Raw genomic sequence first — 25,147 nt, forward strand, 5'->3', positions numbered from 1 at the left:
CCTGATCACGCCGCTGGCGGTTTCGCCAGCGCAATCCCCGCTGCGCCCAACCGCTTCAACACTTCAAACAACAAATCGCTCTTGGTCAGCCCGACAATCCTCGGGCTGCCCACATAGCCGGTGACCGTGAGGGTTATGCCGTCCGGGGACAACTTGCTGAAACGCACGAATGGCGCCGGTTTATCGAGGATGGTTTCGTTCTCGTGATACGCATCCAGCAGCAGTTGTTTGACCTGCTCAGGATCGATATCCAGCGGAAACACCAGCTCCAGCGATGCCACGCCCTGAGCGCTGCCGCCGAGGGTAACGTTGCGCAGGTTCTGCGAGATCAGCTGCGAGTTGGGCACGATCACGATCGAGCGGTCGCTGAGCTGGATTTCCGTGGCGCGCACGTTGATCCGGCGGATGTCGCCCTCGACGCCGCTGATGCTGATCAGGTCGCCGACCTTGACCGGGCGCTCGGTGAGCAGAATCAGGCCGGAGACGAAGTTCTTGACGATCTCCTGCAAGCCAAAGCCGATACCGACGGATAGCGCACTGACGATCCACGCCAGATTGGTCCACTGCACGCCCAGCGACGACAGCGTCAGCAGAATCACGAAGGCGTAGCCGATATTGGAGAACAGCGTGCTCAGCGACGCGCACATGCCCGGGTCCATGTCGGTCTTGGGCAGGAATTCGTTGTCGAGCCAGCGGCTCAATGTACGGATCAGCCAGATGCCGATCAGCAGCGCCAGCAGCGCATTGAGCAGGTGCCCGGGGACGATATTCAGCTTGCGCAAACCGGCGCCGCCAAGAATCGACATGATGTTGGTGACCAGTTGGCCGAGCGTGGTGCCGATGCCGCCGACAAACAACGAAATCAGCGCCATCAGCATCAGGCCGGCGCGGCTGACGCCGGACAACAGGATCGACGTTTGCTCAAGGCGTCGATCGCTGACCCCGAGCAATTGCTTGAGCGCCTGGCCGCTCGCGTGTTTCGGTGAAAACAGGTGTTCACAGGCGTCCTTGACCAACTGAATGAGCAAATAGAAACCCGACAGCACGACGTAGCTCCACACCAGTTCATAACTGATGAACCGCGCCAGCGAAACATAGCCGGCAAGCAGGGCAATGGCCGTGACAAACATCGAGACGCTGGCGACGCTGTAGATCAGCCCGGCGAACACGCTGTTCGTCGCCGAAGCGTCGTTGGCGGCGACCAAGGCCTTGCGCACTTTGCCCACGCGCACCAGCATCGTGCCGATGATCGCCAGCACCACCATGGAAATCACGCCGCGCCCGGCCATCACGATGTGGCTGCTCATGCCTGTGGCATTGGCGACTTGCACCAGCGTCACCAACACCAGCAACGCGCAGGCGAGGATTCGCGGATAAGGCTTGAGGGCCAGCGCCACTGGATCAGCAATTGCCGGCAGGCGCCACGACGGGTGCTCGGTGGACAGCAATGCACGGCTGAGCCCGGTGATCAGCACGCAGGCATAGACGACTTTTTCGAACTCTTCGGAGAAGGTTTCCAGCACCGGCGGCAGGGCGTCGTGGCGGGTGCAGGCGTAGAACAGCAGCTTCAGGGCGATGGCGGTGGTGATGAAGGTCGCTATGGCTGAGGCGAAGGCCAAGGCACTGCGGCGCAGTCGGCCCTCCGCCACGCGATGAATGCAGAACCAGGTCAGCCCGCGCTCAGCCAGACGTCGGCCGAAGGTCCAGATCAGCAGCGCCAGCAGCACCAGTACGCAGGTGTAAAACCGCTCGCCCGGCGCCCAGACCGTGGCCCATACGTCAGCCACCTGCTCGACGAACAGTCGCAGGCGCTGGCGGTCGTCCTCGCTTGGATTGATCAGTGGCGCCCAGAACTGCGGACTCAACACACTGCGCGTGCTCAGGGTCAGTTCGCTTTCCAGTAGCGTGCGGCGGATGCCGGCGATTTGCGTGATCAGGTCGGCGGCATTCTGTTTCAGTGCGGCGAGGCTTTTCAGGGTGCCGTCGACCTTGCTTTTCTGTTCCGCCAGCGCAGCCCGTTGCGCGACGATATCGGCTTGCTCGGCAGCCACCTCAGCGTCTGGAGCGGTGCCGAGCACGCCCAGTTGCACCGCCAGTTGCGCCTGTTGCGGCAACAGCGCTGCCGACAACCGATCGACATCGAGAATGAACGCCTGCACCCGATCCTGCGGGCCTTCGAGCTGGTTGTAATTGTTTGCCGCCGAGATCTGCTGCTTGAGCCCGTCGAGGCGTTGTTGCAGGGCTTGCAGATCGCTTTGCGAAATCACAGGTAGCGGCGCTGCGCCTGAGTTCGCCGGCGCGGCAAGGTCCGCTGCCCACGGCGCAGCGCTGCCCGGCATCAGCAGCAGCAACAGAACCAAAAACAACGACTTGAATGAACAGCGCATGGGGGCGGCGGGCTCGAGTGGATCACACAGTCTATGAGGGTAGGTGATCGTGCCGAACAGGGCGGAAAACTTTCACTGGAAGAGGCGGGTATACGCTCATCCAGTCCAGCGGAATGATCCGCACAGCGAGCGGTCAACCGGCAATAACAGCTTCGAGAGCGTGCCATGTCCATCGCCAAGGAAACGATTGAATACCTGCGCCAACATTCGCTGATCATCACCACCGCCGAATCCTGCACGGCCGGGGAAATCGTCATGTTGCTGTCGGAAGTGCCCGGCAGCGGCGAGCTGATCGAATGCGGCTACGTGGTCTATTCGCCGCAAGCCAAGCAGCGCTTGCTCCACGTGAGCCCGGCGACCATGGAAACCTTCAATCTGACCAGCGTGGAAGTTGCCAGTGAAATGGCCATTGGTGCGTTGCGCGACAGCACGGCCAACGTCGCGGTCGCCACCACCGGCATTCTCGGACCCGATGATATGGACGGCATCAAGGCCGGTACGGTGTGTTTCGCCTGGGCATTCCAGTTCGATGACCAACATTTTCTGTTCAGCACCCGGCAATGGTTTCCCGGATCGCGCAGTGAAGTGCAGACCCTGGCCTGTGAGTTCGCCTTGCAGCAGTTGCCGGCCTATCACCGTCGCGCCTTGCGCGGCGAAGGAGGGTGGCGCCGATGAAGCCTGACGCTGAGCATCCCGATCTGCGCAGTCGGCAGTTCCCGGTGCAGGAGGACATGGCCTATCAACTGAAGGTCTGGCGCTTCGAGCGCATCGGTTGGTATCTGCTGGTGCTGTGCATGCTGCTGGGTCTGTTGGGGCTGTTTTCCCGGGGCGTGCTCAGTTCGCAGGACGCCCGCAGCGACGATGGCAAAGTCCAGGTCGAGTACGAGATGTTCCACCGCAACGGCTCGACCAACCCGCTGAAACTCAGCGTGCACGCGACACCTGAAGCTATCGTCGAATTGGACATCGGCGGCGAGATGCTCGATGGCTTCAGCATCGAAACCATGCAACCGGCGCCAGTGCGTATGCGCAGTTCAGCGCAGGGCATGCGTTTGTGGTTGCAGGCGGATGCGCAGGGCCAGGCAACGCTTTATCTGACCCTGCGCGGTGACGGACTGGGCCTGTTTCGCAGCCATATCGGCGCGCCGGGCTCGAGCGAAGTGAAGCTCATTCAATTCATTTATCCATAGGTGACCCATGGACTCGGTGTTGCGCGCACTCGCGATGTATCTGGCACTGATGGTGCTGTTCAAAATTGCCGGTCGGCGTTCGTTGGCCGAGCTGACGACGTTTGATTTCGTCTTGCTGATGATCATCGGTGAAGCCACCCAGCAAGCGCTGCTTGGTGATGATTTTTCCCTGACCAATGCGTTTCTGGTGATCATCACCCTGATCGCCATCGACGTTGGGTTCTCTTTGCTCAAGCAGCGTTCCAGCTGGATCTCGCGGCTGATCGATGGTGAACCAACGATCATTGTCGAGAACGGCAAGCTGTTGCAGCGGCGTCTGCGCCATGCGCGGCTGGTCGAGGCGGATGTCATGGAGGCGGCGCGCTCCAGTCAGGGCATTGAAACCATCGACCAGATCAAGTTCGCGATCATCGAGCGCAACGGCAAGATTTCCGTGATCCGCCAGGATGCGGAAGGCGGCTGAGCCTTTGGCGCCGCGCACGCGCAATTTTTTTGAACGCTGAAAAAGCCCCGCAGCCCAATGCTTACAAGTCATCGGAGGATTGCGAAATGAACGAGGCAGCGAGTTACTTCTCCATCGCCGTGGCGGTGATCATTCTGCTGGTCGACCTGTGGGCGATTGTCAGCGTGTTTCGCAGCAACAAGAGCGTCGGCGTCAAAGCCGCCTGGGCGATCGGCTTGATCGTCTTCCCGGTGCTCGGCCTGATCGTGTGGGGCATCGCCGGCCCGCGCGGCGTCAAGGAAGGGCCTTCGTCGCCGGAGCACAGTAAGGGCTGAGAGCCCGATGCAGTCCTGCAATGAATTTGCGCACATCCCGGAAGAAGGTAAACGATGCTAGGTCAAGCTTGAACCGGGTAGCAATACCACTGCTGAAAGGAGATTGTCATGAAGAAAATCTGCGTATGTCTGGGGTTCTGCTCAATGTTTCTGTTGAGCGGCTGCTTCGATTCCAACGATGCACCCAACAAGGACGGTGACAAAAGCAAACCGTCGGTGCAGATGCAGACCGAGAAGCCCGAGGACGGCAAGTAGCTGCTGGCGAGTAATCCCTGTGGGAGCGAGCCTGCTCGCGAAGGCGTCAGGTCAGACAACTCTGTGCTGACTGATGCTCCGTCTTCGCGAGCAGGCTCGCTCCCACATTGGTTCAGTCGTGTGAATAAACGTACTCCAGCCACACCCAATACATCAGCGCCACAGCACTGATCCCTCCTCCGAGAAAACACACCGCCACCCAGCCAGAGTGCGCATAGGTATACGTCGCCGCGATGGCGCCCAAACCACTGCCCACCGAGTAAAAACACATATACGCACCGACCAGTCGGCTCTGCGCATCGGGCCGTGCGGCGAAGATCAGGCTTTGGTTGGTGACGTGCACCGCTTGCACGGCGAAGTCGAGGAGGATCACTCCGACGGCCATCGCCAGCAGCGAACTGTCGACAAATGCGATGGGTAGCCAGGACAGCGTCAACAGCGCTAGGGTGATGCCGGTGGTGCGATTGCCCAAGCCGCGATCGGCCAGGCGCCCAGCCCGTGCGGCGGCGAGCGCGCCCGCCACTCCGGCCAGTCCGAACAGGCCGATCTGCGTGTGGGACAACGACAGGGGCGGGGCGCTGAGCGGCAGCACCATCGACGTCCACAACACACTGAACGCGGCGAAGATCAGCAGGGCGAAGATACCTCTGATGCGCAATACCCGCTCAGTCAAAAAAAGTTGGAACATCGAGCGCAGCAATTGCCGATAGCTGCCCTGTGCGGGCGGTTTTGCCGAGGCGGGCAGGGTGCGCCATAACAGCAGAGCCATGCCGATCATCATGACTGCCGAGACAAAATACACGCCGCGCCAACCGGCCAGATCAGCCACTACGCCGGAAACGAAACGCGCCAGCAAAATGCCCAGCACCACGCCACTGGTGACGGTGCCTACGGCGGCGCCGCGCTGTTCCGGACGAGCAAGGCTGGCGGTGCAGGCGACCACCACTTGCACCACCACCGCCAGCAATCCCACCAGCATCATGGCGCCGAGCAACACTCCCCAGCTCTCGGACAGGCCCACGGCACACAGCGCCGTTGCAGACAAAAGCAGTTGGCTGACGATGAGTTTCTTTCGATCGAGCAGATCACCCAGCGGCACAATGAACAGCAGCCCGACCGCATACCCGGCTTGCGTGGCCGTGACCACAACGCCGATTGCACCGGGTGAAACCCCGAGGCTGGCGGCCATCGATTCCAACAATGGCTGTGCGAAATAAACATTGGCCACTGCTATCGCGCAGGTGATTGCAAAGAGAAAAGTCTGCAAACGACTCAGCCCGGTCGTTGCGCTGTCAGCTGCGGCTTGCGCATTGATCAGGTTTTGCGTCTGACACGGCATCCTTGCTTCCTCGTAGTGTGGTTTTGAATTGAAACCGATACGTTGATCTTTATTCATTCGGGTTGTTAAATGCAACCACATTCAATAGCCGATCCATCAGGAATCACATGGCCCGACAACAAACATTGGCGCAGAGCGAATGCCCGGTGGCCCGAACCCTCGAAGCCATTGGCGATCGCTGGGCCTTGATGATCATTCGCGATGCGTTCGATGACGTGCGCCGTTTCAGTGAATTCCAGAAACGTCTGGGCTTGGCCAAGAACATCCTCACGGTCAAACTGAAAATGCTCGTCGAGCTCGGCGTGTTGCAGATTCAGCCCGCGTCCGATGGCAGCGCCTACAAGGAATACGTGCTCACCGACATGGGCCGGGCGGTGTTCCCCATCGTCGTCAGCCTGCGGCAGTGGGGCGAGCGTTTTCTGTTTGTCGAGGGGGAGGAGCACTCGATCCTGCTCGACAACGAACGGGCCGAGCCCGTCGAAACTATCGTCGTGCGCTCCAGCGCCGGCGCGGTGCTGGCCCCGGCAGACTGTCACCGAAAAGTGGTGACGCGCCGGTAAAGAAGCCGAGCAGATAGTCGTGGCGCGTATTCACAGACGCACTATCTCAGGGCATGGAACGTCGGGTCGGCATCTGGCGAGTTTCTGATCTAGGCTGTTTCCAACCTCGAGCAGCAGCGGTGCGCCGTTGCCAGATTGGTTTAACCAACGCGATTGCCGGAGTGCCTGATGAGTCTTTCACCTTTCCACCTCGCCATCCCGGTCTACGATCTTGCCGCTTGCCGCCGTTTTTACGGTGAAGTGTTCGGCCTGGACGAGGGCCGGTCCAGCGCGCAATGGGTCGACTTCAACTTCTACGGCCACCAGTTGGTCATCCACGAACAGCCGAAAACGGCTGCCCAGGAAAGCGTTCACAGCAACCCGGTCGACGGTCACGACGTACCGGTCCCGCACTTCGGCATCATTTTAGAGTGGCAGCAATGGGAAGCACTGGCCGAGCGACTGAAGTCATTCGGCACGCAATTCGTGATCGAGCCCTACATTCGATTCAAGGGTCAGGTCGGCGAACAGGCGACCATGTTTCTGCTCGACCCCTGCGATAATGCGCTGGAATTCAAGGCGTTCAAGGACATGGGCCAGGTGTTCGCCAAGTAATCACAGCGTAGTGGTCTGACCGTTGCGATCGCGTTCATAAACCTTGTTGGCCTGGAGCTTTTCCTTAAGCCAGCGCTCGGCCGTCCCTAGTGGCCGTTGGCGTGCCCATAACAGGTCGACGCCGATTTGCCAGTCTGTATGCGGGTACGCCGACAGCTGCAACTCGACCAGTTCGCCATTGCCCAGTTCACGCTGGATCAGCTGGCGCGGCAGGGTCGCCCAGCCGAGGCCGGCGCGGACCATTTCGAGCAGGGCCAGATAGCTTTCCGCTTGCCACAGCTGCGTCGAACGCAGGTATTCACTGCTCGGCAGTTTGCTGGCGTGCGCACTGAACGCCAGGCGCCGATGCACGTGCAAATCGTCGAACGTGACGATGTCCAGTTGCGCCAGCGGATGATCGGGATGACAGACGTGCAGCATGATCAGTTTGCCCAGTTGCTGGAACGCCAGTTCCCGGGGATAGCCCGGCTGCGAAAACGCCACGCCCAGCACCGCCTCGCCACTGCTGACCAGTTCGCTGACATCGCCGTAGACCGGGTGGCGAATGATCAGATCGACAAACGGAAAGGCCTGCTCGAACGCTTGCAGCACCGGCATGATCGGGCCGTACGGCGTTTCAATCGCCAGGGTCAGGCTCGGTTCGACGCTATCGGAAAGGCAATCAGCGTGGGCCTCGAAGGTCATGCAGCGCTCCAGTACCGCCTCTGCCTGGACCAGCAATTTATGCCCGCTGGCGGTGAGGGCAGGGCTGCGATTGCTGCGGTCGAACAACTCGACGCCAAGGTCGGTTTCCAGATTGGCGATCGCCGCGCTGATGGTCGATTGCGTCTTGCCCAGCTTGCGCCCGGCGGCGGAGAACGAGCCGCTTTTCACCACTTGGACGAACATCAGCAACTGATCGAGTGAGAAGCGCACGCGGTGTACTCCGAGCTTGAGCGAGACGGCGATTGTGCCGCGTCTTTGCCATCGAAAAAAGCGATGGTTGCCAATTTGTTTCATCGTTAAAAACATTCAAGGATGACCCCGCGTCTTCGAACGCCGGGGCCGATTCTGTTTGTGCGTCTGTCCCTGAGCGCCCGCGATTACAACCAACGCTGCCCCTTCAGGAGCTTGTGCCATGACTACACAACGCGTTCACCCGGTCGACGAGGTGTTGCCCCTGCGGCAGCTTTTCACCTTCGGTCTGCAGCATGTTCTGGTGATGTATGCGGGAGCGGTGGCGGTGCCGCTGATTCTCGGCAGTGCGATGGGGCTGACGTCGGCTCAGGTGGTTTTACTGATCAACGCCAACCTGCTGACGTCCGGTGTGGCGACGTTGATTCAGACCCTCGGCTTCTGGAAGTTCGGCGCGCGTTTACCATTGATTCAGGGCTGCTCGTTCATTGCGCTGGCGCCGATGATCATGATCGGCAAAGAATTTGGCCTCAGCCAGATCTTCGGGGCGGTGATCGCCGCCGGCTTCCTGACCATCGCACTGGCGCCGGTGTTCAGCCGCTTGCTGCGATTCTTTCCGCCCGTGGTGATTGGCAGCCTGATCACCATCATCGGTATTTCACTGATGCCGGCGGCGGCAATCTGGCTGGGTGGTGGCAATCCTGATTCGCCTGACTTCGGTCGCCCGGCCAATCTGCTGCTGGGTCTGGCCACGGTCAGTGTGACGCTGGTGATTTATGCGAAATTCAGCGGCTTCATCGGTAACCTCAGTGTGCTCATCGGCTTGTTTGTCGGCAGCCTGATCGCTGCCGCATTCGGCATGACGCACTTCAGTCGGGTCAGCGAGGCGGCGTGGTTCGAGTTGAGCGCGCCAATGGCGTTCGGTGCGCCGGAATTTTCTCTGGTACCGATTCTGATCATGACCCTGGCGATGCTGGTGATCATGGCCGAGACCACTGGCAACTGCCTGGCCATCGGCAAACTGGTCGGCAAACCGACTACGCAGCAGACCCTCGGTAACGCCTTCCGCGCCGACGGCTTGTCGACCATGCTCGGTGGTCTGTTCAACAGCTTTCCCTATAACGCCTTCACGCAAAACACCGGCCTGATTGCGCTTTCCAGCATCAAGAGCCGCTTCGTCGTTGCGACCGCTGGCGCGATCATGGTGTTGATGGGCTTGTTCCCCAAGCTCGGCGCGCTGATTGCGGCGGTGCCGACGCCGGTGCTGGGCGGCTGCGCGATCGTCATGTTCGGCATGACCACGGTGGCGGGCATTCAGGAACTGTCACGGGTGCAGTTCGAGGGCACACGCAACGCCATCATTGTTGCGGTGTCGGTCAGCGTCGGCGTCTTGCCAATGTCGTTTCCGGCCCTGTTCGAACATGTCGGCCCGACGCTGAAACTGGTGCTCGACAGCGGCATTTTCCTCGGTGCGATCACCGCCATTCTGCTCAACCTCTTGCTCAACAAACAAAAACCATCGACCGACGCCGTCGGCGCTTCCACGGCCAAACTGGCCGACTGACTTTTGTCTTTTCTCACTGCCCAGGAGTTACCCATGAATCAATTCACTCAGCTTGTTCCGGCCGGCGTCAGCGATCTGGACCTGGCATTGCTGCGCCAGACCATCGCCCTGTCGCAGGCGTCGAAACAACGTGGCCGGCACCCGTTTGCGGCGCTGGTGGCGGACCGCGACGGCAAGGTCATTGCCGAAGCGGGCAACAATTCGATGCCGCCGGAAGGTGATCCCACTCAGCACGCCGAACTGGTCGCGGTGGCTGCGGCGGCGAAGCGTTTGTCACCCACGGAGCTGGAGGCGTGCACGCTGTACACCAGCGCCGAACCTTGCTGCATGTGCGCGGGCGCGGTGTATTGGACCGGTGTCGGGCGAGTGGTGTACGCGTTATCGGAACATGCTTTGCTCGGGCTGACTGGCGATCATCCCGAGAACCCGACATTCTCGTTGCCGTGTCGCGAGGTGTTTGCCAGAGGGCAGCGCACGGTGAGCGTTTTCGGGCCGATGCTGGAGGAAGAGGCGGCTGAGCCGCATAAAGGGTTCTGGTCTTAGTTGTTATTGATCGTTCCCACGCGGAGCGTGAGGAACGATCAGTTTCGCGCGGTCAGGTACTGGTCACTTCACCGGGACGATAACCGCACATTCCCCAGCGGAATGCCCTCCATGGTCTGTTGTGGGTCGCCTGGCTGACGTGCAAGCTCAGCCAGGCGACCCGATTTGCCTAAGCCTCCGTCCAGTCCAGCGCTGCCGTCTCGCGCCACTTCACCTCCGTAATCCCATAGCGCTCGGCCTGGGGTTTGGAAACCACTTTCAACGGTGGTTTACCCGGTTTCGGAATCGGCGCAATACCGGCGTCACAGCTCGCCCAATGCCAAGCGTCGGCGTTGCGCATACTCTTGGCGCGGATGACGAATGATTTTGGCTGGTCGTGATGTTTGTATTCGATGACGAAAATATCGGTGCTACGCATGAGTTCCTCCTTACGCTCATACGTAAATGATTTTGTCCGACAAGAAAAATTCAAAGGATTTTCTGGCCAGATGATCAGCGTCACTCAGCGCTCTGAAACGCGGTTCTTCATGAAGCCGCGCAGGTTCATCAGGAACAGGCAAAGCTGCAGAACGATCAGCGCGTAAGCCCCGGCATGGACGCCCCAGATCACCCACAGCAAATTGCTCAGACTGAAACAAACGAAGCCGCTCATTCGCCGTTGCGGTCGTTGCGAACCAATCAGCCACGCGGCCAGAACGGTGACCAGCATCGCCGGCCATTGCACCCAATCCAGATATGCCAACACTCCATCCTCTGCTCAGATTTGCTTGATGCAGAAAGGGTACACAGCAACCGAAGTATGGTCACCGCCCGCACGGTTCTGCGTAGCAATGGCGGTGAAAAAGGTTTCGCCCGGCAGAAGCCGGGCGAAGATTTCAGGCGCGCAATCAGTAATCCCAAATCGCAGGTATCCAACGGAAAGCAGCACCATTGATCGCGACCCTACCCACCGAAGGGAAGGCCAGATGCGTGGCGATAAACAGCTCGCCGCTGGCGGCGGCTTCCTTGAGCATGCGCACGCGCACTTCCACCGATTTGGCCGGATCGTGTTCGAAACCGTTGTGCCAGTCAGGGTGATCGAACGCCACCGGGAACAACGCGTCACCGGCAAAGGTCAGGCGCTCGCCACCGGAGTTGACGTAGACCACGCAGTGCCCTGGCGTATGACCACCGGTGAGTTTTGCAACTACGCCCGGTGCAACCTGACATTCGTCTTCGAATATGTGCAACTTGCTTTCATAGTGGTTGATGAACGCGTTGGCGGTGCTGCGCAGGACGTCTGGTACTGGTGCGGGCATGTCGGTGCTGGTGAAGTCTGGCGTGGACCAGAAATTCACTTCGGCAGCGGTGACGTGGATGCGCACGTCGTGGCGCAGACGGCTCTTCACCGAGTCGACCAGTAGGCCGCCGATATGGTCCATGTGCATGTGCGTGATGACGATATCAGTGATGTCGGCGAGGTCCACCCCGGCAGCGGCCAGGCGCTTGGGGAACTGCCCGGCGCGCGGGAAACCGGGGAATTGGCCACCGAGGCCGGCGTCGACGAGGATGACTTGTTCGCCGCTACGCACCACCAGCACGTTGAGCGCCCAGTCGAAGGCGTCAGGGCCCAGATACATTTCCTTGAACCAGGCGGCACGGTCGGCGGGGTCGGCATTGGTTGACATGGTCTGGGTCGGCAACGGCAACACGCCGTCGCTGATCACCATCACGTCAATGTCGCCCAGGCGCAGGGCGTAGCGCGACGGCACCAGTTCTTCGCTTTGCGTTTGCAGGGCCACCGCGCGGTTGGCGGTGAAGGAATCCAGATGCAGGGTCATGGTGTTCTCCTTGTTCTCAGGGCTAAAGCGGAGGGTGAAATCAGGCTACAGGGATCAGCGGATCGGCGGCCGCGAGGGCGGCGCGACGTTCGGCGGCGGGCGGGTAGATCCACACCGTGTTGATCTGCGTCTTCAGCTCTTTGGCTTCGGCCTTCACCAGTTTCAGCTGACGATCCCAGCCTTCGGTGTACACCGCGCCCCAGGCGCCCAGATCCAGGCAAGTCACGTACTTGGGCTGGCGATACATTGTCGGAGCGACGCCGAGGATATCGGCGGCGGCGTTGTTGCCGGCGTAGCGACCCAGGCTGATCGCATGCTGGCAAGACATCGCGGCATAGTTGCCGAGGTCGTCAGTGGCGGCGCGAGCGACATCACCGGCGGCAAAGACGTGATCGATGCCGTGCACCTTGAGGTTGCCATCGACATGCAAGCGGCCCTGGCCATCGCGTTCGGCGTCGAGTTGTTCGGTGAGCGGGCTGGCGCGGAAACCTACGGTCCAGATCACGGTGTGGCTTTCGATGTGGCGGCCATCGGCGAGGGTGACGCCATTGGCATCCACAGCGGCAACGCTGGCATCGACGATCCATTCGATACCCAGGTCATTGGACGCCTCGATGATCGACGGGCGAATGCCATCGCCCATGGTCGCAGCGATGTCCTTGCTGCGATCGACAATGATCACGCGCAGGTCTTGATCCTCACCGAGAATCGCGCGCAGGCGCGCCGGCATTTCCGTCGCAGTTTCAATCCCGGTGAAACCGCCACCGGCGACCACCACGGTGTTGCGCGCAACGCTGGGCGGTTGGTTGCCGAGGGCGATGAGATGGCGTTCCAGACGCGCCGAGGATTCGATCTGATCGACATCGAACGCATGCTCCTTGAGGCCAACCACCGGAGGCCGAGCGAGCTGGCTGCCGCTGGCGAGAACCAGTCGATCGTAGGCCAGTTCACCCGGACGCCCGGCCTCGTCGCGGTAACCGATTCGGCGCGCCCGGGCGTCGATGCTTTCAGCGGTGCCTTTGACGAAGCGCACACCCACCGCATCGAACAGCGCGTCGAGCGGCGCGTACATGCTGTGCACGTCCGGCTCGTAGAAGCGCGGGCGAATACGCAATTCCGCTTGCGGGGCGAGCAGCGTGATCTCGACATCCTGACGGGCATGCATATCCAGCAAACGCGCAGCGCTCAGCGCACTCCACAGCCCGCCGAACCCTGCACCGATCACCAATAATTGCTGTTTCATAATGTGCTCCCTGACGCTGATGGATGGATGACACCCGAGTCCGATGCGGACTCTGGCGTGACGATCACTGGCCGCCGTAACTGCTTGCCGTACTGCCTGGCGCTCAATCGCCCGCTGTGTAGAGCCATGCTAGGGCGGGGAGGCTACGAGCGCAGTTGTCCATCGGTGTGCGTGGGGTACGCATGGGTGGAAGGGGGGTATACGAAGGTATGGGGAAAAAGGATCAACCCAGCGCCTTTTCCAGGCAGGCGAGCAAACGTTCAGCCTGAAATGGCTTGGCCAGACACGCGATGACCCCGGGTACGCTGTTGGGCATTTTGCCCGCATGCGCCGACACAAAAATCACCGGCATCCGCCAGCCTTGCGCCCGCAGTGCATCCAGCATCTGCAAACCACCCATGCCCGGCATCTGAATATCGGAAATCAAACAATCAGTCTGCGCCGGCCCGTCCGAGTCAAGGTAGTCCGCTGGCGCCGCATAGCAGAACACCTGATACCCCGACGCTCGCAGCAGGCTGCTCAGCGATGTGCGCATTGCCTCGTCGTCGTCCACTACCGCAATGACATGCGTCTTGTACATAAAGCTCCCGGGCCGGGCGGCCGAGCTGGTGACTCCTGTCGTTCTTGCACCATACGCTGATGGCCAGCGGGCAAAACTATACGTAGGTATAGCGGTTCAGCCATCGCGGCTGAAGCGACTGCGGTAGTCGCGCGGGGAGATCGACAGGTGGCGCTGGAAGCAGGCGCGCAGGCGTTCTTCATCGTTGAAGCCGCAGAGGCGGGCGATTCGTTCGATTTTGTGCGGGGAGTTTTCCAGCAGGCGTTTGGCCGCTTCGAGCCGGAACAGCTCGAGCGCTTTCGACGGTGTGCGCCCGGTGCGCGCTTTATAGACCCGCGTGAAGTTGCGCAGGCTCATTGCGGCTTGCTCGGCGAGGCGCTCCACCGTCAGATTCGGGTCGCCGAGGCGCTCCATGAGCCAAAGGTGCAGATCATCGAACATCGCAGCGTCCTGCGCCTGCGATTGCAGCAGCGTGCTGTATTGCGCCTGGCCGCCGGGGCGTTTGATGTACACCACCAATTCCCGCGCGACTTGCAACGTCACTTCACGGCCGTAATCGGCCTCTACCAGCGCCAGCGCCAGATCGATCCCGGCGGTGACTCCGGCCGAGGTCCAGACCTTGCCTTGCTGAATGAAGATCGCGTCGGCATCTACCTCGACCGCTGGAAAGCGATCGCGCAAAGCGTCGCACATCGCCCAGTGAGTGGCAGCGCGGCGGGCGTCGAGCAATCCGGCCTGAGCCAGCAGAAACGCACCACTGCACACCGAGACCACGCGGCGGGCGAGGTGAGCATGGTCCTGCAGCCAGTCGCTCAGTTCGCGGTGCTCCTCAAGGGTCTGGCAGATGTCAGGGGCGCCGGGCACGACCAGCGTGTCCAGCGCGGTGGTGTCGAGCGTGGTTAACGCTTGGGTGTCGATGGCCAGCCCTTCGACGGTCGGGATCAAGCCGCCGCTGAGGCTGGCGGTGTGCAGTTGATAACCGGGCTGCCCGCGCTCGACCAAGGCTTTGCTCGCCGCCCAGAACACGGTCTGCGCACCGCTGAGATCGAGCAGGCTCAGCCGTGGGTAGGCGATAAACACCACGTCGCGCGGGGCCGTTGTAAAAGCGGGATGAGTGGACATCGCGGGCCTGCCTGTTTGCAGCGCTAGAGGCGGGACTGCCTCAGCCTGGCCGATTTTCAGGGGTTTCTGGCCGGCCGGCAATGGTGCTGACTGTTAGCCTGATTGCTGACCGTCCGGCCGGTGTCTGGCTGCGGTGGCCATCCTGAACTAGATTTATTGACCAGCCCAATGCGTGCTGCGATCTCGCCGAGGAGACACAATGACCTTGTGGTCGCATTCCAGCCCTGCGCAAAGTCCCGATGTGCTCGGCGAACCAGTGGTGTACGTGGTCGATGACGATGCCTCGATGCGCCAGGCGCTCGACAGCTTGCTGCGCTCGATCGGCTTGCAGGTGCGAACCTTCGACAGCGCCGGAGATTTTCTCGCGCAAGCGCAACGTGAGGTACCCGGTTGCCTGGTGCTCGACGTGCGCCTGCGCGGCGAAAGTGGCCTGACGTTTCAGGAACAGATGGAAAAAAATGGCTTGCGCATCCCTGTGGTGTTCATGACCGGCCACGGCGACATCGCCATGAGCGTCAAGGCGATGAAGGCCGGCGCGGTGGATTTTCTGGCCAAGCCGTTCCGTGATCAGGACATGCTCGACGCCGTGGCCAGTGCGTTGGCTCGCGACCGTGCGCGGCTAGCAGCCGAACACTCCGGCGCCGTTTTGTGTCGGGCTTACCAAACCCTGACCGCACGTGAGCGCGAAGTGCTCGGCTTCGTCATTGCCGGGCTGATGAACAAACAGATTGCCGGACAGCTCAACCTCAGCGAGGTCACGGTCAAGGTCCACCGTGGCCAGGTCATGCGCAAAATGGCCGCACGTTCAGTGGCCGATCTGGTGCGTATCGCAGAAGCGCTGGGCATCGAGCCTGTCCAGCGCAACCCCTGAGCGCTGGCGACGTGCAACTCACCGTGCGGCAAAAAACCTGAGCAGTGTTGACGCAGATGGCCAGCAGAAAACAGATTTTGTGGGACGACGGCGAGCGGGTGCTGTCCCGTGAGCGCGGTTCGAATGATGGCAGCCTACTGGCGGTGCGTCCGGCGATGGGCCAGCCATTGCCGAGCACCCTGGAGCGTCTGGCGCATGAATACAGCCTCAGGGACGACCTCAATCCTGCCTGGGCGTTGCAGCCGACAGCTTTCGAGCGTACGGGCACCCGAGTTCGTCTGCTGTTCGACGATCCGGGTGGCGAGCCGTTGTCGCGATTGCTGGTCGCTCCGCTGGATATCGAAACCTGTCTGGAATTGGCCACGAACATCGCCAAGGCACTGGGCCATATGCATCAGTGTGGTCTGGTGCACAAAGACCTGAAACCGCAGCATGTCTTTGTCCATTGCCATGACGGGCAGGCGCGGCTGACCGGCTTCGGCCTGGCCACGCGCTTGCCACGGGAACGGCAAGCGCCCACGCCACCGGAATCTATCGCCGGCACGCTGGCTTACATGGCGCCGGAGCAAACCGGGCGGATGAATCGTTCGATCGATTCGCGTAGTGATCTGTATGCCTTTGGCGTGACGCTGTACCAGATGCTCACCGGCTCGCTGCCGTTCAGTGCCAGTGAACCGATGGAGTGGGTGCATTGCCATATCGCGCGGCTGCCAATGCCCGTGTGTGAACGGGTGGCGACGGTGCCGCCGATGTTCTCGCGAGTGGTCATGAAACTGCTGGCGAAAACTGCCGAGGAGCGCTATCAGAGCGCAGTCGGTGTCGAGCATGACTTGCGCCGTTGCCTCGATGACTGGCGCCGTATGCGGCAGATCGAGACGTTCACGTTGGACGAGCAGGGCGCCTGCGAGCGCTTGCTGATTCCGGAAAAACTCTACGGCCGCGAACACGAAGTGCAAACGTTGATCGATGCCTTCGCCAATGTGGTGCAGACAGGCGCGCCGACACTGGTGCTGGTATCCGGCTATTCCGGCATCGGCAAATCGTCGGTGGTCAGTGAACTGCACAAGGTGCTGGTGCCGTCGCGTGGCTTGTTCGCCGCCGGCAAGTTCGACCAGTACCAGCGCGACGTGCCTTATTCGACTCTGGTTCAGGCCTTTCAGGGGCTGGTGCGGACGCTGTTGGGCAAGCGCACCGACGTACTGGCGGGCTGGCGCGAAGCACTGTTGCGGGCACTGGAAGCGAATGCGCGGTTGATCACCGATCTGATCCCCGAACTCAAGCTGATCATCGGCGAGCCGCCGCCCGTGCCTGAGTTGGAGCCGCAACAGGCGCAGCAGCGGTTCCTTCAGGTCTTGCAGCGTTTTATCGGCGTGTTCGCTCAGTCCGAGCATCCGTTGGCGCTGTTCCTTGACGACCTGCAATGGCTCGACGCGGCCACCCTTGATCTGCTCGAAGATTTGCTCAGTCGCGCAGAGACCCCTCATCTGCTGCTGGTCGGTGCTTATCGCGACAACGAGGTAGATGGCGATCACCCACTCAGCCGCACACTCAAGACCCTGCATCACGCCGGCGTACACATTGACGAAATTCGTCTGGCGCCACTGGCTGGCGCGCACATCGAACAACTGATCAGCGAGTCACTGCGCTGCCCGCCGGCGAGCATTGTCGCGCTGGCGCGGCTGGTGCTGGACAAGACCGCTGGCAATCCGTTCTTCGTCATCCAGTTTCTGCACGCCCTGGCCGAGGAGAAGCTGCTGACATACGAGCCTGCGTGCCAGCGCTGGCGGTGGGATGTGCACCTGATCAACGGCAAGGGCTACACCGACAATGTCGTCGATTTGATGGTCGGCAAACTGGCGCGGCTGCCCCAGGAAACCCGCCAGGCGCTGCAACAACTGGCCTGCCTGGGCAACGTCGCGCGTCTCGACACGCTGGCCACAGTCCTTGATGTGCCGGTGCCTCACGTTCACTCCGCATTGTGGCCGGCGGTGCGGCTTGAGTTGGTCGAGCGTCAGGACGGTGCCTACAGGTTTGTGCATGATCGCATCCATGAGGCGGCGTATTCGCTGATCGCTGAAACCGAACGGGCGCAAATGCACCTGCGCATCGGCCGGCTGCTGGCACTGCAAACCCAGGGTGAGCGGCGCGAGGAGGCGATCTTCGAGATTGTCGGCCAGCTCAATCGCGGTGCGCATCTGATCAGCCTGCGTGCCGAGCGCGAGCAACTGGCCGAGTTCAACCTGCTCGCCGGCCAGCGAGCGAAGGCCTCGACCGCTTATACCTCAGCACTGACCTATCTGGGCGCCGGCGCAGAACTGTTGGGCGAGCAGGGTTATGACAGTCGGCATGAACTGGGTTTCGCTCTGGAGCTGAACCGTGCCGAGTGCGAATTTCTCACCGGCCAACTGCAGCTTGCCGACTCGCGCCTGGCGACATTGGCCGAGCGCGCCGTGACCACCGTCGAGCGCGCGGCGGTGGCGTGCCTGCAGATGGATGTCTACTTGCTGCTTGATCGCAGTGACCGGGCGGTGACGGTGTGTCTGGCCTTTCTGCGTCAGGTCGGCATCGATTGGCCAGCGCGTCCGGACGATATTCAGGTGCGCGACGAATATCAGCAGGTCTGGACCAGCCTGCGCGGGCGCAGTATCGAGCAGATGATCGACTTGCCGCTGATGGAGGATCCTGCCGCGCGGGCCACCCTCGATGCGCTGGGCAAACTCTTCGCGCCGGCGGTGCAGTCGGATCTGAACCTCGCCAGCCTGACCATTTGCAAAGCGATCAGCCTGAGCCTGCAATATGGCAACTGCGACGCCTCCTGCCTGCTCTATGCCAACTTCGGGCGCGTGTCGGGGCCGCGTTTTGGCGACTATGCCGCTGGTTATCGATTTGGCCGTCTGGGCTGCGATCTGGTTGATCGGCGCGGGCTCACGCGTTATGAGGCGAGCACCTGGTTGTGCTTCTCGATCTTCGTGGTGCGCTGGATGCGGCCAGTGCGCGAGTGCCGCGAACTGTTGCGCCGTGCGCTCAACGCGGCCCATCGCAGCGGCGATCTGCCGTATGCCGCGTTCGCCGGAAACAGCCTGATTTCCGATCTGTTGTTTATCGGCGAGCCGCTGGCCGAGGTGCAGGCGCAAGCGGAATCAGGGCTGGTCTATGCACAAAAGGTCGGTTTCGGTCTGGTGGCGGATTTCATGCGCTGCCAGTTGACGCTGATCCGCATGCTGCGCGGGCAGACGCCGACGTTCGGCTGTTTCGACGATGACGGGTTCGATGAAACAGCTGTCGAGGCGCATCTGGCCGGTTCGGCGGATCTGGCGCTGGCGCGCGGCAAGTACTGGGTACGCAAGTTGCAGGCGCGCTATCTGGCCGGGGATTACGCGGCGGCCGCTGAGTGCGCGGCCCAGGCGCAGGGACTTTTGTGGGTGGTTTCGGCGTTTTTCGAGGAGGCCGAATACCATTTCTACGCGGCGTTGACCTTGGCGGCCCACGGCGAAACTGACGCCGGTGCTTTGCAGCGTCTGGGTCAACATCATGAACAGTTGCAGACGTGGGCGCGCTTGTGTGCAGAGACCTTCGCCAGTCAGGTGGCGCTGGTCGGCGCGGAAATGGCGCGCGTCACCGGACAGTTGCTCGAAGCCGAATTGCAGTACGAGCAAGCCATTCAATTGGCTCAGGACAATGGTTTGCTCCATATCGAAGCGCTGGCCAACGAACTGGCCGCACGGTTCTACGGCGCTCGCGGGCTGGTCAGGATATCCCGGGTTTACCTGCGCGACGCACGCTACGCCTATCTGCGTTGGGGGGCTGCTGGCAAGGTGCGGGAGCTGGAGCGACGTCATCGTTTTCTGCGTGCCGAAGAGGCGCAACCGAATCCGGTCACCACGCTCATTACGCCAGTTGAACATCTCGACCTGGCAACGGTGCTCAAGGTCTCTCAAGCAGTCTCCGGCGAGATCGTCCTGGACCGTTTGATCGAAACGGTGATGCGCACCGCGATCGAACAGGCCGGGGCCGAGCATGGCCTGCTCATTTTGTTGAACGCCGACATTCCCTATGTCGCTGCGCGAACCCGTATCGGCGACGGTGCCACGCAGCTGTGCAACGCGCCGCTGCACACGGTGGCGCTGGCAGAGTCAGTGCTCTACCAGACGCTGCGCACCGGCGAAAACCTGTGCCTGGACGACGCGGTTGCCGATCCGCTGTTCGCCGCTGATCCATACGTTCAGCAACGAGGCGCGCGCTCGATCCTGTGCCTGGCATTGATGAATCAGGCGCGGGTCGCAGGGGCGCTGTATCTGGAAAACAACCTGTCCGCCGGGGTGTTCAGCCCGACGCGTCTCGCCGTGTTGCGCCTGGTGGCGTCGCAGGCAGCGATCTCGCTGGACAACGCGCGCCTGTACCGCGACCTCGCCGAGCGAGAAGCGAAGATCCGTCGGCTGGTCGACGCCAACATCATCGGCATCATCGTCTGGGGCGTGGAAGGGGAAATCATCGAGGCCAATGACGCGTTCCTGCGCATGGTCGGTTACACCCGTGATGAGTTGCTTTCGGGCAGTGTCCATTGGCGTGACATGACCCCGCCGGCGATGCGCGCTAACAGCGATATTGCACTGGCAACGGCGATCCACACTGGCCGGGCCCAGCCATTCGAAAAGGAGTACATCCGCAAGGACGGCAGTCGGCTGCCGGTGATTGTCGGTCTGGCTGCCTTCGAAGCGAGTCAGCAACAGGGCCTGGCCTTTGTGCTGGATATCAGCGAACGCAAGCTGGCTGAAGAGCAAGTGCGCGAAGGCGAGCGTCGTTATCGTCAGGTGCAAACGGAACTGGCCCACGCCAATCGTGTGGCAACCATGGGTCAGTTGGCCGCATCGATTGCCCACGAAGTCAATCAGCCGATCGCCGCCACGGTGACCCATGCTAATGCCGCGTTGCGCTGGCTCGGTGCAAAGCCACCAAATATCAACGAGGTCGAGCAGGGCCTGCGGCATATCATTCTCGACGGCAACCGCGCCGCCGACGTACTCGGGCGCATCCGCGCGCTGATTCACAAAACGCCACCGCAGCGTCAGCCTGTCAGCCTCAATCTGCTGATTGAAGAAATGGTCGGTTTCAGCCGGGGCGAAGCGCTCAAGCACGGCGCCGAAGTCAGCGTTGAGCTGGCGGCAGATTTGCCTTTCGTAGTGGCGGACCGGGTCGAACTGCAACAGGTGTTGCTCAACCTGATCATCAACAGCCTCGAAGCCATGACGATCATGGCAGAGGGGCAGCGACGTCTGCTGATTCGCAGTGAGGCGCTGGGCGATAACGTGCACATCAGCGTCAGCGATTCGGGGCCGGGCTTTGCCTGCGAGCGGGCGGAGCAAGTGTTCACGGCGTTCTTCACAACCAAATCCACCGGGCTGGGCATGGGCCTGTCGATTTGCCGCACGATCATTGAAGGACATGGCGGCAAATTGTGGGCCGAGCGCAATGAGCCGAGGGGGGCGCGGGTGGTGTTTGGCTTGCCGCGTTGTGAATGAACATGATCAACAGCCAGGCTACCCGGGCATTGAGCCCGGATGTTTCTGTCGGTGAGTTCAGGCCACCGGAATAGGATTTTCCAGCAGCGACAGGTTGAACTGCTCGATCAACCCGTGCTCGTTCGCGCCCTGGTTGGCCCGCAGCGGCAACACTCGGTCGACCAGCACTTCGGTGGTGGCGGTTTCCAGCTTGATCAGGGTTTCCTCGATAAACTCGCCCAGCGGCATGGCGCGCTCGTCGCCGCTCTTGTGAATCAGGTCGGTATCGACCCAAGGTGGCGCGATTTCCAGGACCTTGACGCTGGTGTCGCGCAGCATGAAACGTTGCGACAGCGAGTAGGAATGGATCGCCGCTTTGGTCGCCGAATACAGCGCCGTGGTCGCCAGCGGCAGGTAGGCCAGCACCGAGCTGTTGTTGATGATGTAGGCCTCGGGCTGGCGCTTGAGGTGTTCGACGAACGCCGCGCTGACGCGCACCGGGCCGAGCAGGTTGGTCTGCAACAGACCTACTGCCTGCTCATCGTCGTAGGCGCCGGAACCCGCGTTGTCGAAGGGCATGATCCCGGCGTTGTTGATGATCACGTTCAACGACGGATGGCGGCGGATGACTTCGGCGGCGACGTCCTTGATCTGCTGCGCATCGTTGATGTCCAGCTGCACGGTGTCGATGCCCGGATTCGCCTGGGCAATCTCTGCCAGCAGGGTCTGGCGACGACCAGCGATGATGACCTTGTTGCCGCGCTGATGCAGGGCCTCGGCCAGTGCGCGGCCGATGCCGGAAGTGCCGCCGGTGATGAAGATCGTGTTGGCTTCAAGTTTCATGAGCTGCGTCCCGCGAGTGGATTGATTGGAATGCAAGCCATGATGGAGAAAACCTGCTCCGACCTGAATGACGTATGTGGTAGTGTTTCAGGACATTCAACAAACGGAGCGCGACCATGCATCGAGTCGGCTATCTGCTCACGGAAGGTTTTCAGGTGATGGCGCTGGCGACCCAGTCGGTGTTCGAGTTCGCCAACATCGTCACGGGCAAAGCCGTGTACAAGGTGCAGAACTTTTCCCAGGCCGGCGGCATCGTCAGCTCCTCGCTGGGCTTGCACGTCGATACGTTGCCGCTGACGCAAGCGGGGCTGGCCGACAGTTGGCTGGTGGCGGGAACGCTGACACCGCTGACGCCGCCCGATGCTGACGTGCTGCACAGCGTGCGCGGGCTCGCCGACGGCGCACGCCGCGTGGCCGGCATCTGCACCGGCTCGTTCGTACTGGCGCAGGCGGGCGTGCTGGACAACCGCCGCGTGACCACGCACTGGGCGTTCGCCCCGGCGCTGCGCAGGATGCATCCGTCGGTGAATGTCGAGGACGACCGGATCTTTATTATCGACGGCCCGGTGTGGACGTCGGCGGGCATGACCGCTGGTGTCGACATGGCGTTGGGCATGGTCGAAAAAGATCTGGGCAGCGAAATTGCGCGCTCGGTGGCACATCGGCTGGTGATGCATCAGCGCCGCTCGGGCGGGCAGTCGCAGCATTCGGAATTGCTGTCGCTGTCACCCAAATCCGATCGCATTCAGAGTGCACTGGATTACGCGCGCAAGCACCTCAATCGCCCGCTGAGTGTCGAAGAACTGGCCGAAGTGGTGCACCTGAGTCCGCGGCAATTCACCCGCGTGTTCACCGCCGAAACCGGCCAGTCTCCGGCCAGGGCGATAGAGAGCCTGCGCCTGGAAGCGGCGCGTTTGCTGATCGAGCAGAGCAATCACAGTCTGGATATTGTTGCCAGAGAAACCGGGTTTCGTGACCGTCGGCATATGCGCGAGGTGTTCATGCGCGGCTTTGGCGTGCCGCCGCAGGCGGTACGGCGGGATTCGCGGCGGAGGGTATGACGTGACCAGGGTCTACGAAAAAATGTTGATCCCCATTCTGCCGATCAGGAATACGAGCAGAATCAGGAAGAAAACTCTGATGAAACTGCTTCCATACCGTAATGCCAAAAAGACACCGGTCAGTGCACCGGCCATATTGCATAAAGCAACTATGCCGCCAATCGCCCACAAGACATTACCGGAGGGGATAAAAAATATGAGCGCAGCGCTGAACGTCCCCAGGTTGACCAGTTTTGCAGAGGCTGATGCATTGAGGAAATCAAAGCCAAAGACCTTGACGAAGATAAACAGCAGCAGGCTGCCACTGCCCGGGCCGAAGACACCATCGTAGAAACCGATCAGGCTGCCAAAGAAAACTCCAAGGCAAATGTCTTTCTTTCCGAAGTGGCGGTCGGTGCCTGCCAAACCAAGTTTTTTTTCCATAAACGTGTAGATAGCCATGACTATCAATATGAAAAAGACGACGATCTCCATCAATCTTTTAGGAACAAGGGATACCGAGAGAGCTCCGAGAAAAGAAAATAAAAAAGCGGCGAGCATGGTCGGAAGCATTAAATTCCAGCGAATTTTTATGCGCTTCAGGTAACCCGATATTGATGAAATATTGCCTGCCAGAACGGCCAGTTTGTTGGTGCCGAAAATGGTGGCAAGGCTGTACTGGGGTAGAGCATGTAGAAGTGCCGGCACCTGTACCAGGCCCCCGCCACCGACCGCAGCGTCTATCAGGCCACCACAAAACGCGAAGAAACCCAATGCAAGAACAGCGTGTTCAACATCCATGCGATAGATCCCTGCGGAACGTCATTTGGCCGGAAGGTTCATGAGTCGCTCGTGGTTTGGTTTAAATATCGTCAAAACATGCCGATCATTCTCCAAGCTCACATTATGAGAGTTCATCGGCATGCTTCGTTAATCCATAGAGATCAACAGGTCATAATCCGATGCATGGCGGAGAATGCATTGCCGACTCTTTCATTGTAATTGAGCATGATGCCCTTCAGTCGCGCAGGCTTGAATTCCAGACCTACCGTCTGACCGTAAGCTTGCGCGGCCGCCAAGGCATGCAATCCGTGTTTGTTCTCAACTTCTCCGGAGTGCCCCATTACGTAGCCTTTGGCGTTACGCAGGTTTTGCGTGTTTGTCCTCAAGAACGGATTGGCCGCGAGGAGCTTTGCTTCAATATATTGAGCGATGAAATTGTATTCACGACCGTTCCAGAGTTCAGATGAGATTGAAACCATCATCGCATCCATAATTGAAGATTTGTGTTCCTGCGAGTTTAGTGCCGTTTTATGCTTGGCGACCCCGGTGTTGTATAGGAAGTCCGCGAAGTCATTGCATTCAGCAATTTTGAATTGTTCTTCAACCCAGGCTGACGCACCAAAAGCTGCAGTCATGTAGTTGTACATTCCGTCATGGCCCTGATGTCCAAGACCGAAATCATCTTTCGCCACTTCATGCATATGCGCCATGACATTGTGGTAACCCTCACGTCTGTCGGCAGATACCGATATCGCATCCGCCGACAGGCGCATGATGATTTTTGCCGAGACAAGGCTGGTGGTTTTATGGGTTTCATTCCACCCATTGAAAAAGCTCAATACCGACGAGTCTATTACTGGCTTTTCGAGGAACGCCCTGAATGCGCTTTCAGCCGCCAGTTGCGCGTCTTGCGTGATGGAATGATTGAGTACCTCAAGCATGGCGTCCTGTATCTCAGCAACGTTGCCGACGCAGGCCAGCAACGGTTGACGCCGTTGGTTTTCTTCTAAGGTACGTCCGGGAATTTTCAAGTTGCGTATGTGCTTGGGCAGGGCCTGGATAAATGTCTCGCCAAATTCTTGCATGGATTTATGTTCAAGCGGTTCCAAACGACTCTGTGGCGATGCTGAGCTCATGATGTGTCCTTCTCCCTAAAGACCTATGAAATGTTTGGTTTTAACGCACTTTCTTGCCTTGCAGCGGCGAAATTAGCCCGATTTGTTGACCTGCGACAAGTGACTTATACTGACGCAATCATTCATTTT

General features: G+C 60.4%; 24 protein-coding genes. 12 read left to right on the forward strand and 12 right to left on the reverse strand.

Going from position 1 to position 25,147, the window contains the following annotated elements:
* Positions 1–5: 5 nt before the first annotated feature.
* Positions 6–2,387 carry a DUF3772 domain-containing protein gene (locus tag AB4N73_RS05540; protein WP_236169561.1) on the reverse strand — a complete coding sequence of 794 codons (2,382 nt, stop codon included), beginning with the start codon at positions 2,385–2,387 and terminating at the stop codon, positions 6–8.
* A 165-nt stretch (positions 2,388–2,552) separates the two neighbouring features.
* Here AB4N73_RS05540 and AB4N73_RS05545 point away from each other — a divergent pair, with 165 nt between their 5' ends.
* The 5 genes from AB4N73_RS05545 (at position 2,553) to AB4N73_RS05565 (ending at position 4,609) form a co-directional block, all read left to right on the forward strand.
* Positions 2,553–3,062 (forward strand): CinA family protein, encoded by a 510-nt coding sequence (locus tag AB4N73_RS05545; protein WP_150635663.1) that lies wholly within the window; start codon positions 2,553–2,555, stop codon positions 3,060–3,062.
* A complete protein-coding gene (locus AB4N73_RS05550; RefSeq protein ID WP_252869229.1) occupies positions 3,059–3,577 on the forward strand; it encodes a hypothetical protein in 519 nt (172 codons plus the stop codon). The genes AB4N73_RS05545 and AB4N73_RS05550 overlap by 4 nt, the downstream gene beginning before the upstream one ends.
* Positions 3,578–3,584: 7 nt before the next feature.
* Complete coding sequence (locus tag AB4N73_RS05555; protein ID WP_236169562.1) at positions 3,585–4,040, forward strand: DUF421 domain-containing protein; 456 nt, start codon at positions 3,585–3,587, stop codon at positions 4,038–4,040.
* A gap of 86 nt (positions 4,041–4,126) precedes the next feature.
* The gene (locus AB4N73_RS05560; RefSeq protein ID WP_024012535.1) at positions 4,127–4,354 is read left to right on the forward strand and encodes a PLD nuclease N-terminal domain-containing protein; all 228 of its coding nucleotides are present in this window, start codon (positions 4,127–4,129) and stop codon (positions 4,352–4,354) included.
* Positions 4,355–4,462: 108 nt separating this feature from the next.
* Positions 4,463–4,609, forward strand: coding sequence for a hypothetical protein (locus tag AB4N73_RS05565; RefSeq protein WP_177434183.1), 147 nt, complete (start codon positions 4,463–4,465; stop codon positions 4,607–4,609).
* 112 nt (positions 4,610–4,721) lie between these two features.
* Here AB4N73_RS05565 and AB4N73_RS05570 read toward each other — a convergent pair whose 3' ends face one another.
* The gene (locus AB4N73_RS05570; RefSeq protein WP_460143027.1) at positions 4,722–5,948 is read right to left on the reverse strand and encodes an MFS transporter; all 1,227 of its coding nucleotides are present in this window, start codon (positions 5,946–5,948) and stop codon (positions 4,722–4,724) included.
* 107 nt (positions 5,949–6,055) lie between these two features.
* Between AB4N73_RS05570 and AB4N73_RS05575 the strand changes: the two genes are divergently transcribed.
* Both AB4N73_RS05575 and AB4N73_RS05580 read left to right on the forward strand, forming a co-directional pair.
* Positions 6,056–6,508 (forward strand): winged helix-turn-helix transcriptional regulator, encoded by a 453-nt coding sequence (locus AB4N73_RS05575; RefSeq protein ID WP_056784779.1) that lies wholly within the window; start codon positions 6,056–6,058, stop codon positions 6,506–6,508.
* 168 nt (positions 6,509–6,676) lie between these two features.
* Positions 6,677–7,102 (forward strand): VOC family protein, encoded by a 426-nt coding sequence (locus AB4N73_RS05580; RefSeq protein ID WP_460143028.1) that lies wholly within the window; start codon positions 6,677–6,679, stop codon positions 7,100–7,102.
* Here AB4N73_RS05580 and AB4N73_RS05585 read toward each other — a convergent pair whose 3' ends face one another.
* On the reverse strand, positions 7,103–8,017 hold the full coding sequence (locus AB4N73_RS05585) for a LysR family transcriptional regulator (protein WP_236169564.1): 915 nt from the start codon (positions 8,015–8,017) through the stop codon (positions 7,103–7,105).
* A gap of 202 nt (positions 8,018–8,219) precedes the next feature.
* Here AB4N73_RS05585 and AB4N73_RS05590 point away from each other — a divergent pair, with 202 nt between their 5' ends.
* Both AB4N73_RS05590 and AB4N73_RS05595 read left to right on the forward strand, forming a co-directional pair.
* Positions 8,220–9,560 (forward strand): nucleobase:cation symporter-2 family protein, encoded by a 1,341-nt coding sequence (locus tag AB4N73_RS05590; RefSeq protein WP_315435622.1) that lies wholly within the window; start codon positions 8,220–8,222, stop codon positions 9,558–9,560.
* 33 nt (positions 9,561–9,593) lie between these two features.
* Complete coding sequence (locus AB4N73_RS05595) at positions 9,594–10,103, forward strand: nucleoside deaminase (RefSeq protein ID WP_041480581.1); 510 nt, start codon at positions 9,594–9,596, stop codon at positions 10,101–10,103.
* Positions 10,104–10,272: 169 nt separating this feature from the next.
* Here AB4N73_RS05595 and AB4N73_RS05600 read toward each other — a convergent pair whose 3' ends face one another.
* The 6 genes from AB4N73_RS05600 to AB4N73_RS05625 form a co-directional block, all read right to left on the reverse strand.
* Positions 10,273–10,521 (reverse strand): DUF6555 family protein, encoded by a 249-nt coding sequence (locus AB4N73_RS05600; RefSeq protein ID WP_041480580.1) that lies wholly within the window; start codon positions 10,519–10,521, stop codon positions 10,273–10,275.
* Between the two features lie 84 nt (positions 10,522–10,605).
* On the reverse strand, positions 10,606–10,812 hold the full coding sequence (locus AB4N73_RS05605) for a hypothetical protein (protein WP_370593551.1): 207 nt from the start codon (positions 10,810–10,812) through the stop codon (positions 10,606–10,608).
* 178 nt (positions 10,813–10,990) lie between these two features.
* On the reverse strand, positions 10,991–11,923 hold the full coding sequence (locus AB4N73_RS05610) for an MBL fold metallo-hydrolase (protein ID WP_460143029.1): 933 nt from the start codon (positions 11,921–11,923) through the stop codon (positions 10,991–10,993).
* A gap of 40 nt (positions 11,924–11,963) precedes the next feature.
* Positions 11,964–13,166 carry an NAD(P)/FAD-dependent oxidoreductase gene (locus tag AB4N73_RS05615; protein ID WP_095179611.1) on the reverse strand — a complete coding sequence of 401 codons (1,203 nt, stop codon included), beginning with the start codon at positions 13,164–13,166 and terminating at the stop codon, positions 11,964–11,966.
* Positions 13,167–13,389: 223 nt separating this feature from the next.
* Complete coding sequence (locus AB4N73_RS05620) at positions 13,390–13,746, reverse strand: response regulator transcription factor (protein WP_056784799.1); 357 nt, start codon at positions 13,744–13,746, stop codon at positions 13,390–13,392.
* Positions 13,747–13,842: 96 nt separating this feature from the next.
* Positions 13,843–14,847: a GlxA family transcriptional regulator gene (locus AB4N73_RS05625; protein ID WP_056784802.1), complete on the reverse strand. Its 1,005-nt coding sequence runs from the start codon at positions 14,845–14,847 to the stop codon at positions 13,843–13,845.
* A 199-nt stretch (positions 14,848–15,046) separates the two neighbouring features.
* Here AB4N73_RS05625 and AB4N73_RS05630 point away from each other — a divergent pair, with 199 nt between their 5' ends.
* Both AB4N73_RS05630 and AB4N73_RS05635 read left to right on the forward strand, forming a co-directional pair.
* Positions 15,047–15,718 carry a response regulator transcription factor gene (locus AB4N73_RS05630; RefSeq protein WP_056784803.1) on the forward strand — a complete coding sequence of 224 codons (672 nt, stop codon included), beginning with the start codon at positions 15,047–15,049 and terminating at the stop codon, positions 15,716–15,718.
* 56 nt (positions 15,719–15,774) lie between these two features.
* Positions 15,775–21,237: a trifunctional serine/threonine-protein kinase/ATP-binding protein/sensor histidine kinase gene (locus AB4N73_RS05635; protein WP_056784805.1), complete on the forward strand. Its 5,463-nt coding sequence runs from the start codon at positions 15,775–15,777 to the stop codon at positions 21,235–21,237.
* A gap of 57 nt (positions 21,238–21,294) precedes the next feature.
* On the opposite strand, the gene AB4N73_RS05640 is transcribed toward AB4N73_RS05635, so the two are convergent.
* Complete coding sequence (locus tag AB4N73_RS05640; protein WP_460143030.1) at positions 21,295–22,059, reverse strand: SDR family oxidoreductase; 765 nt, start codon at positions 22,057–22,059, stop codon at positions 21,295–21,297.
* A 116-nt stretch (positions 22,060–22,175) separates the two neighbouring features.
* Here AB4N73_RS05640 and AB4N73_RS05645 point away from each other — a divergent pair, with 116 nt between their 5' ends.
* Positions 22,176–23,120, forward strand: coding sequence for a GlxA family transcriptional regulator (locus AB4N73_RS05645; RefSeq protein ID WP_460143031.1), 945 nt, complete (start codon positions 22,176–22,178; stop codon positions 23,118–23,120).
* A gap of 12 nt (positions 23,121–23,132) precedes the next feature.
* On the opposite strand, the gene AB4N73_RS05650 is transcribed toward AB4N73_RS05645, so the two are convergent.
* Positions 23,133–23,900, reverse strand: a complete 768-nt coding sequence (locus tag AB4N73_RS05650; RefSeq protein ID WP_457263509.1) for a sulfite exporter TauE/SafE family protein — start codon at positions 23,898–23,900, stop codon at positions 23,133–23,135.
* A 143-nt stretch (positions 23,901–24,043) separates the two neighbouring features.
* Positions 24,044–25,018: a hypothetical protein gene (locus tag AB4N73_RS05655; protein WP_095179614.1), complete on the reverse strand. Its 975-nt coding sequence runs from the start codon at positions 25,016–25,018 to the stop codon at positions 24,044–24,046.
* Between the last annotated feature and the right edge of the window lie 129 nt (positions 25,019–25,147).

Source organism: Pseudomonas sp. S3_B08, from assembly GCF_054667725.1.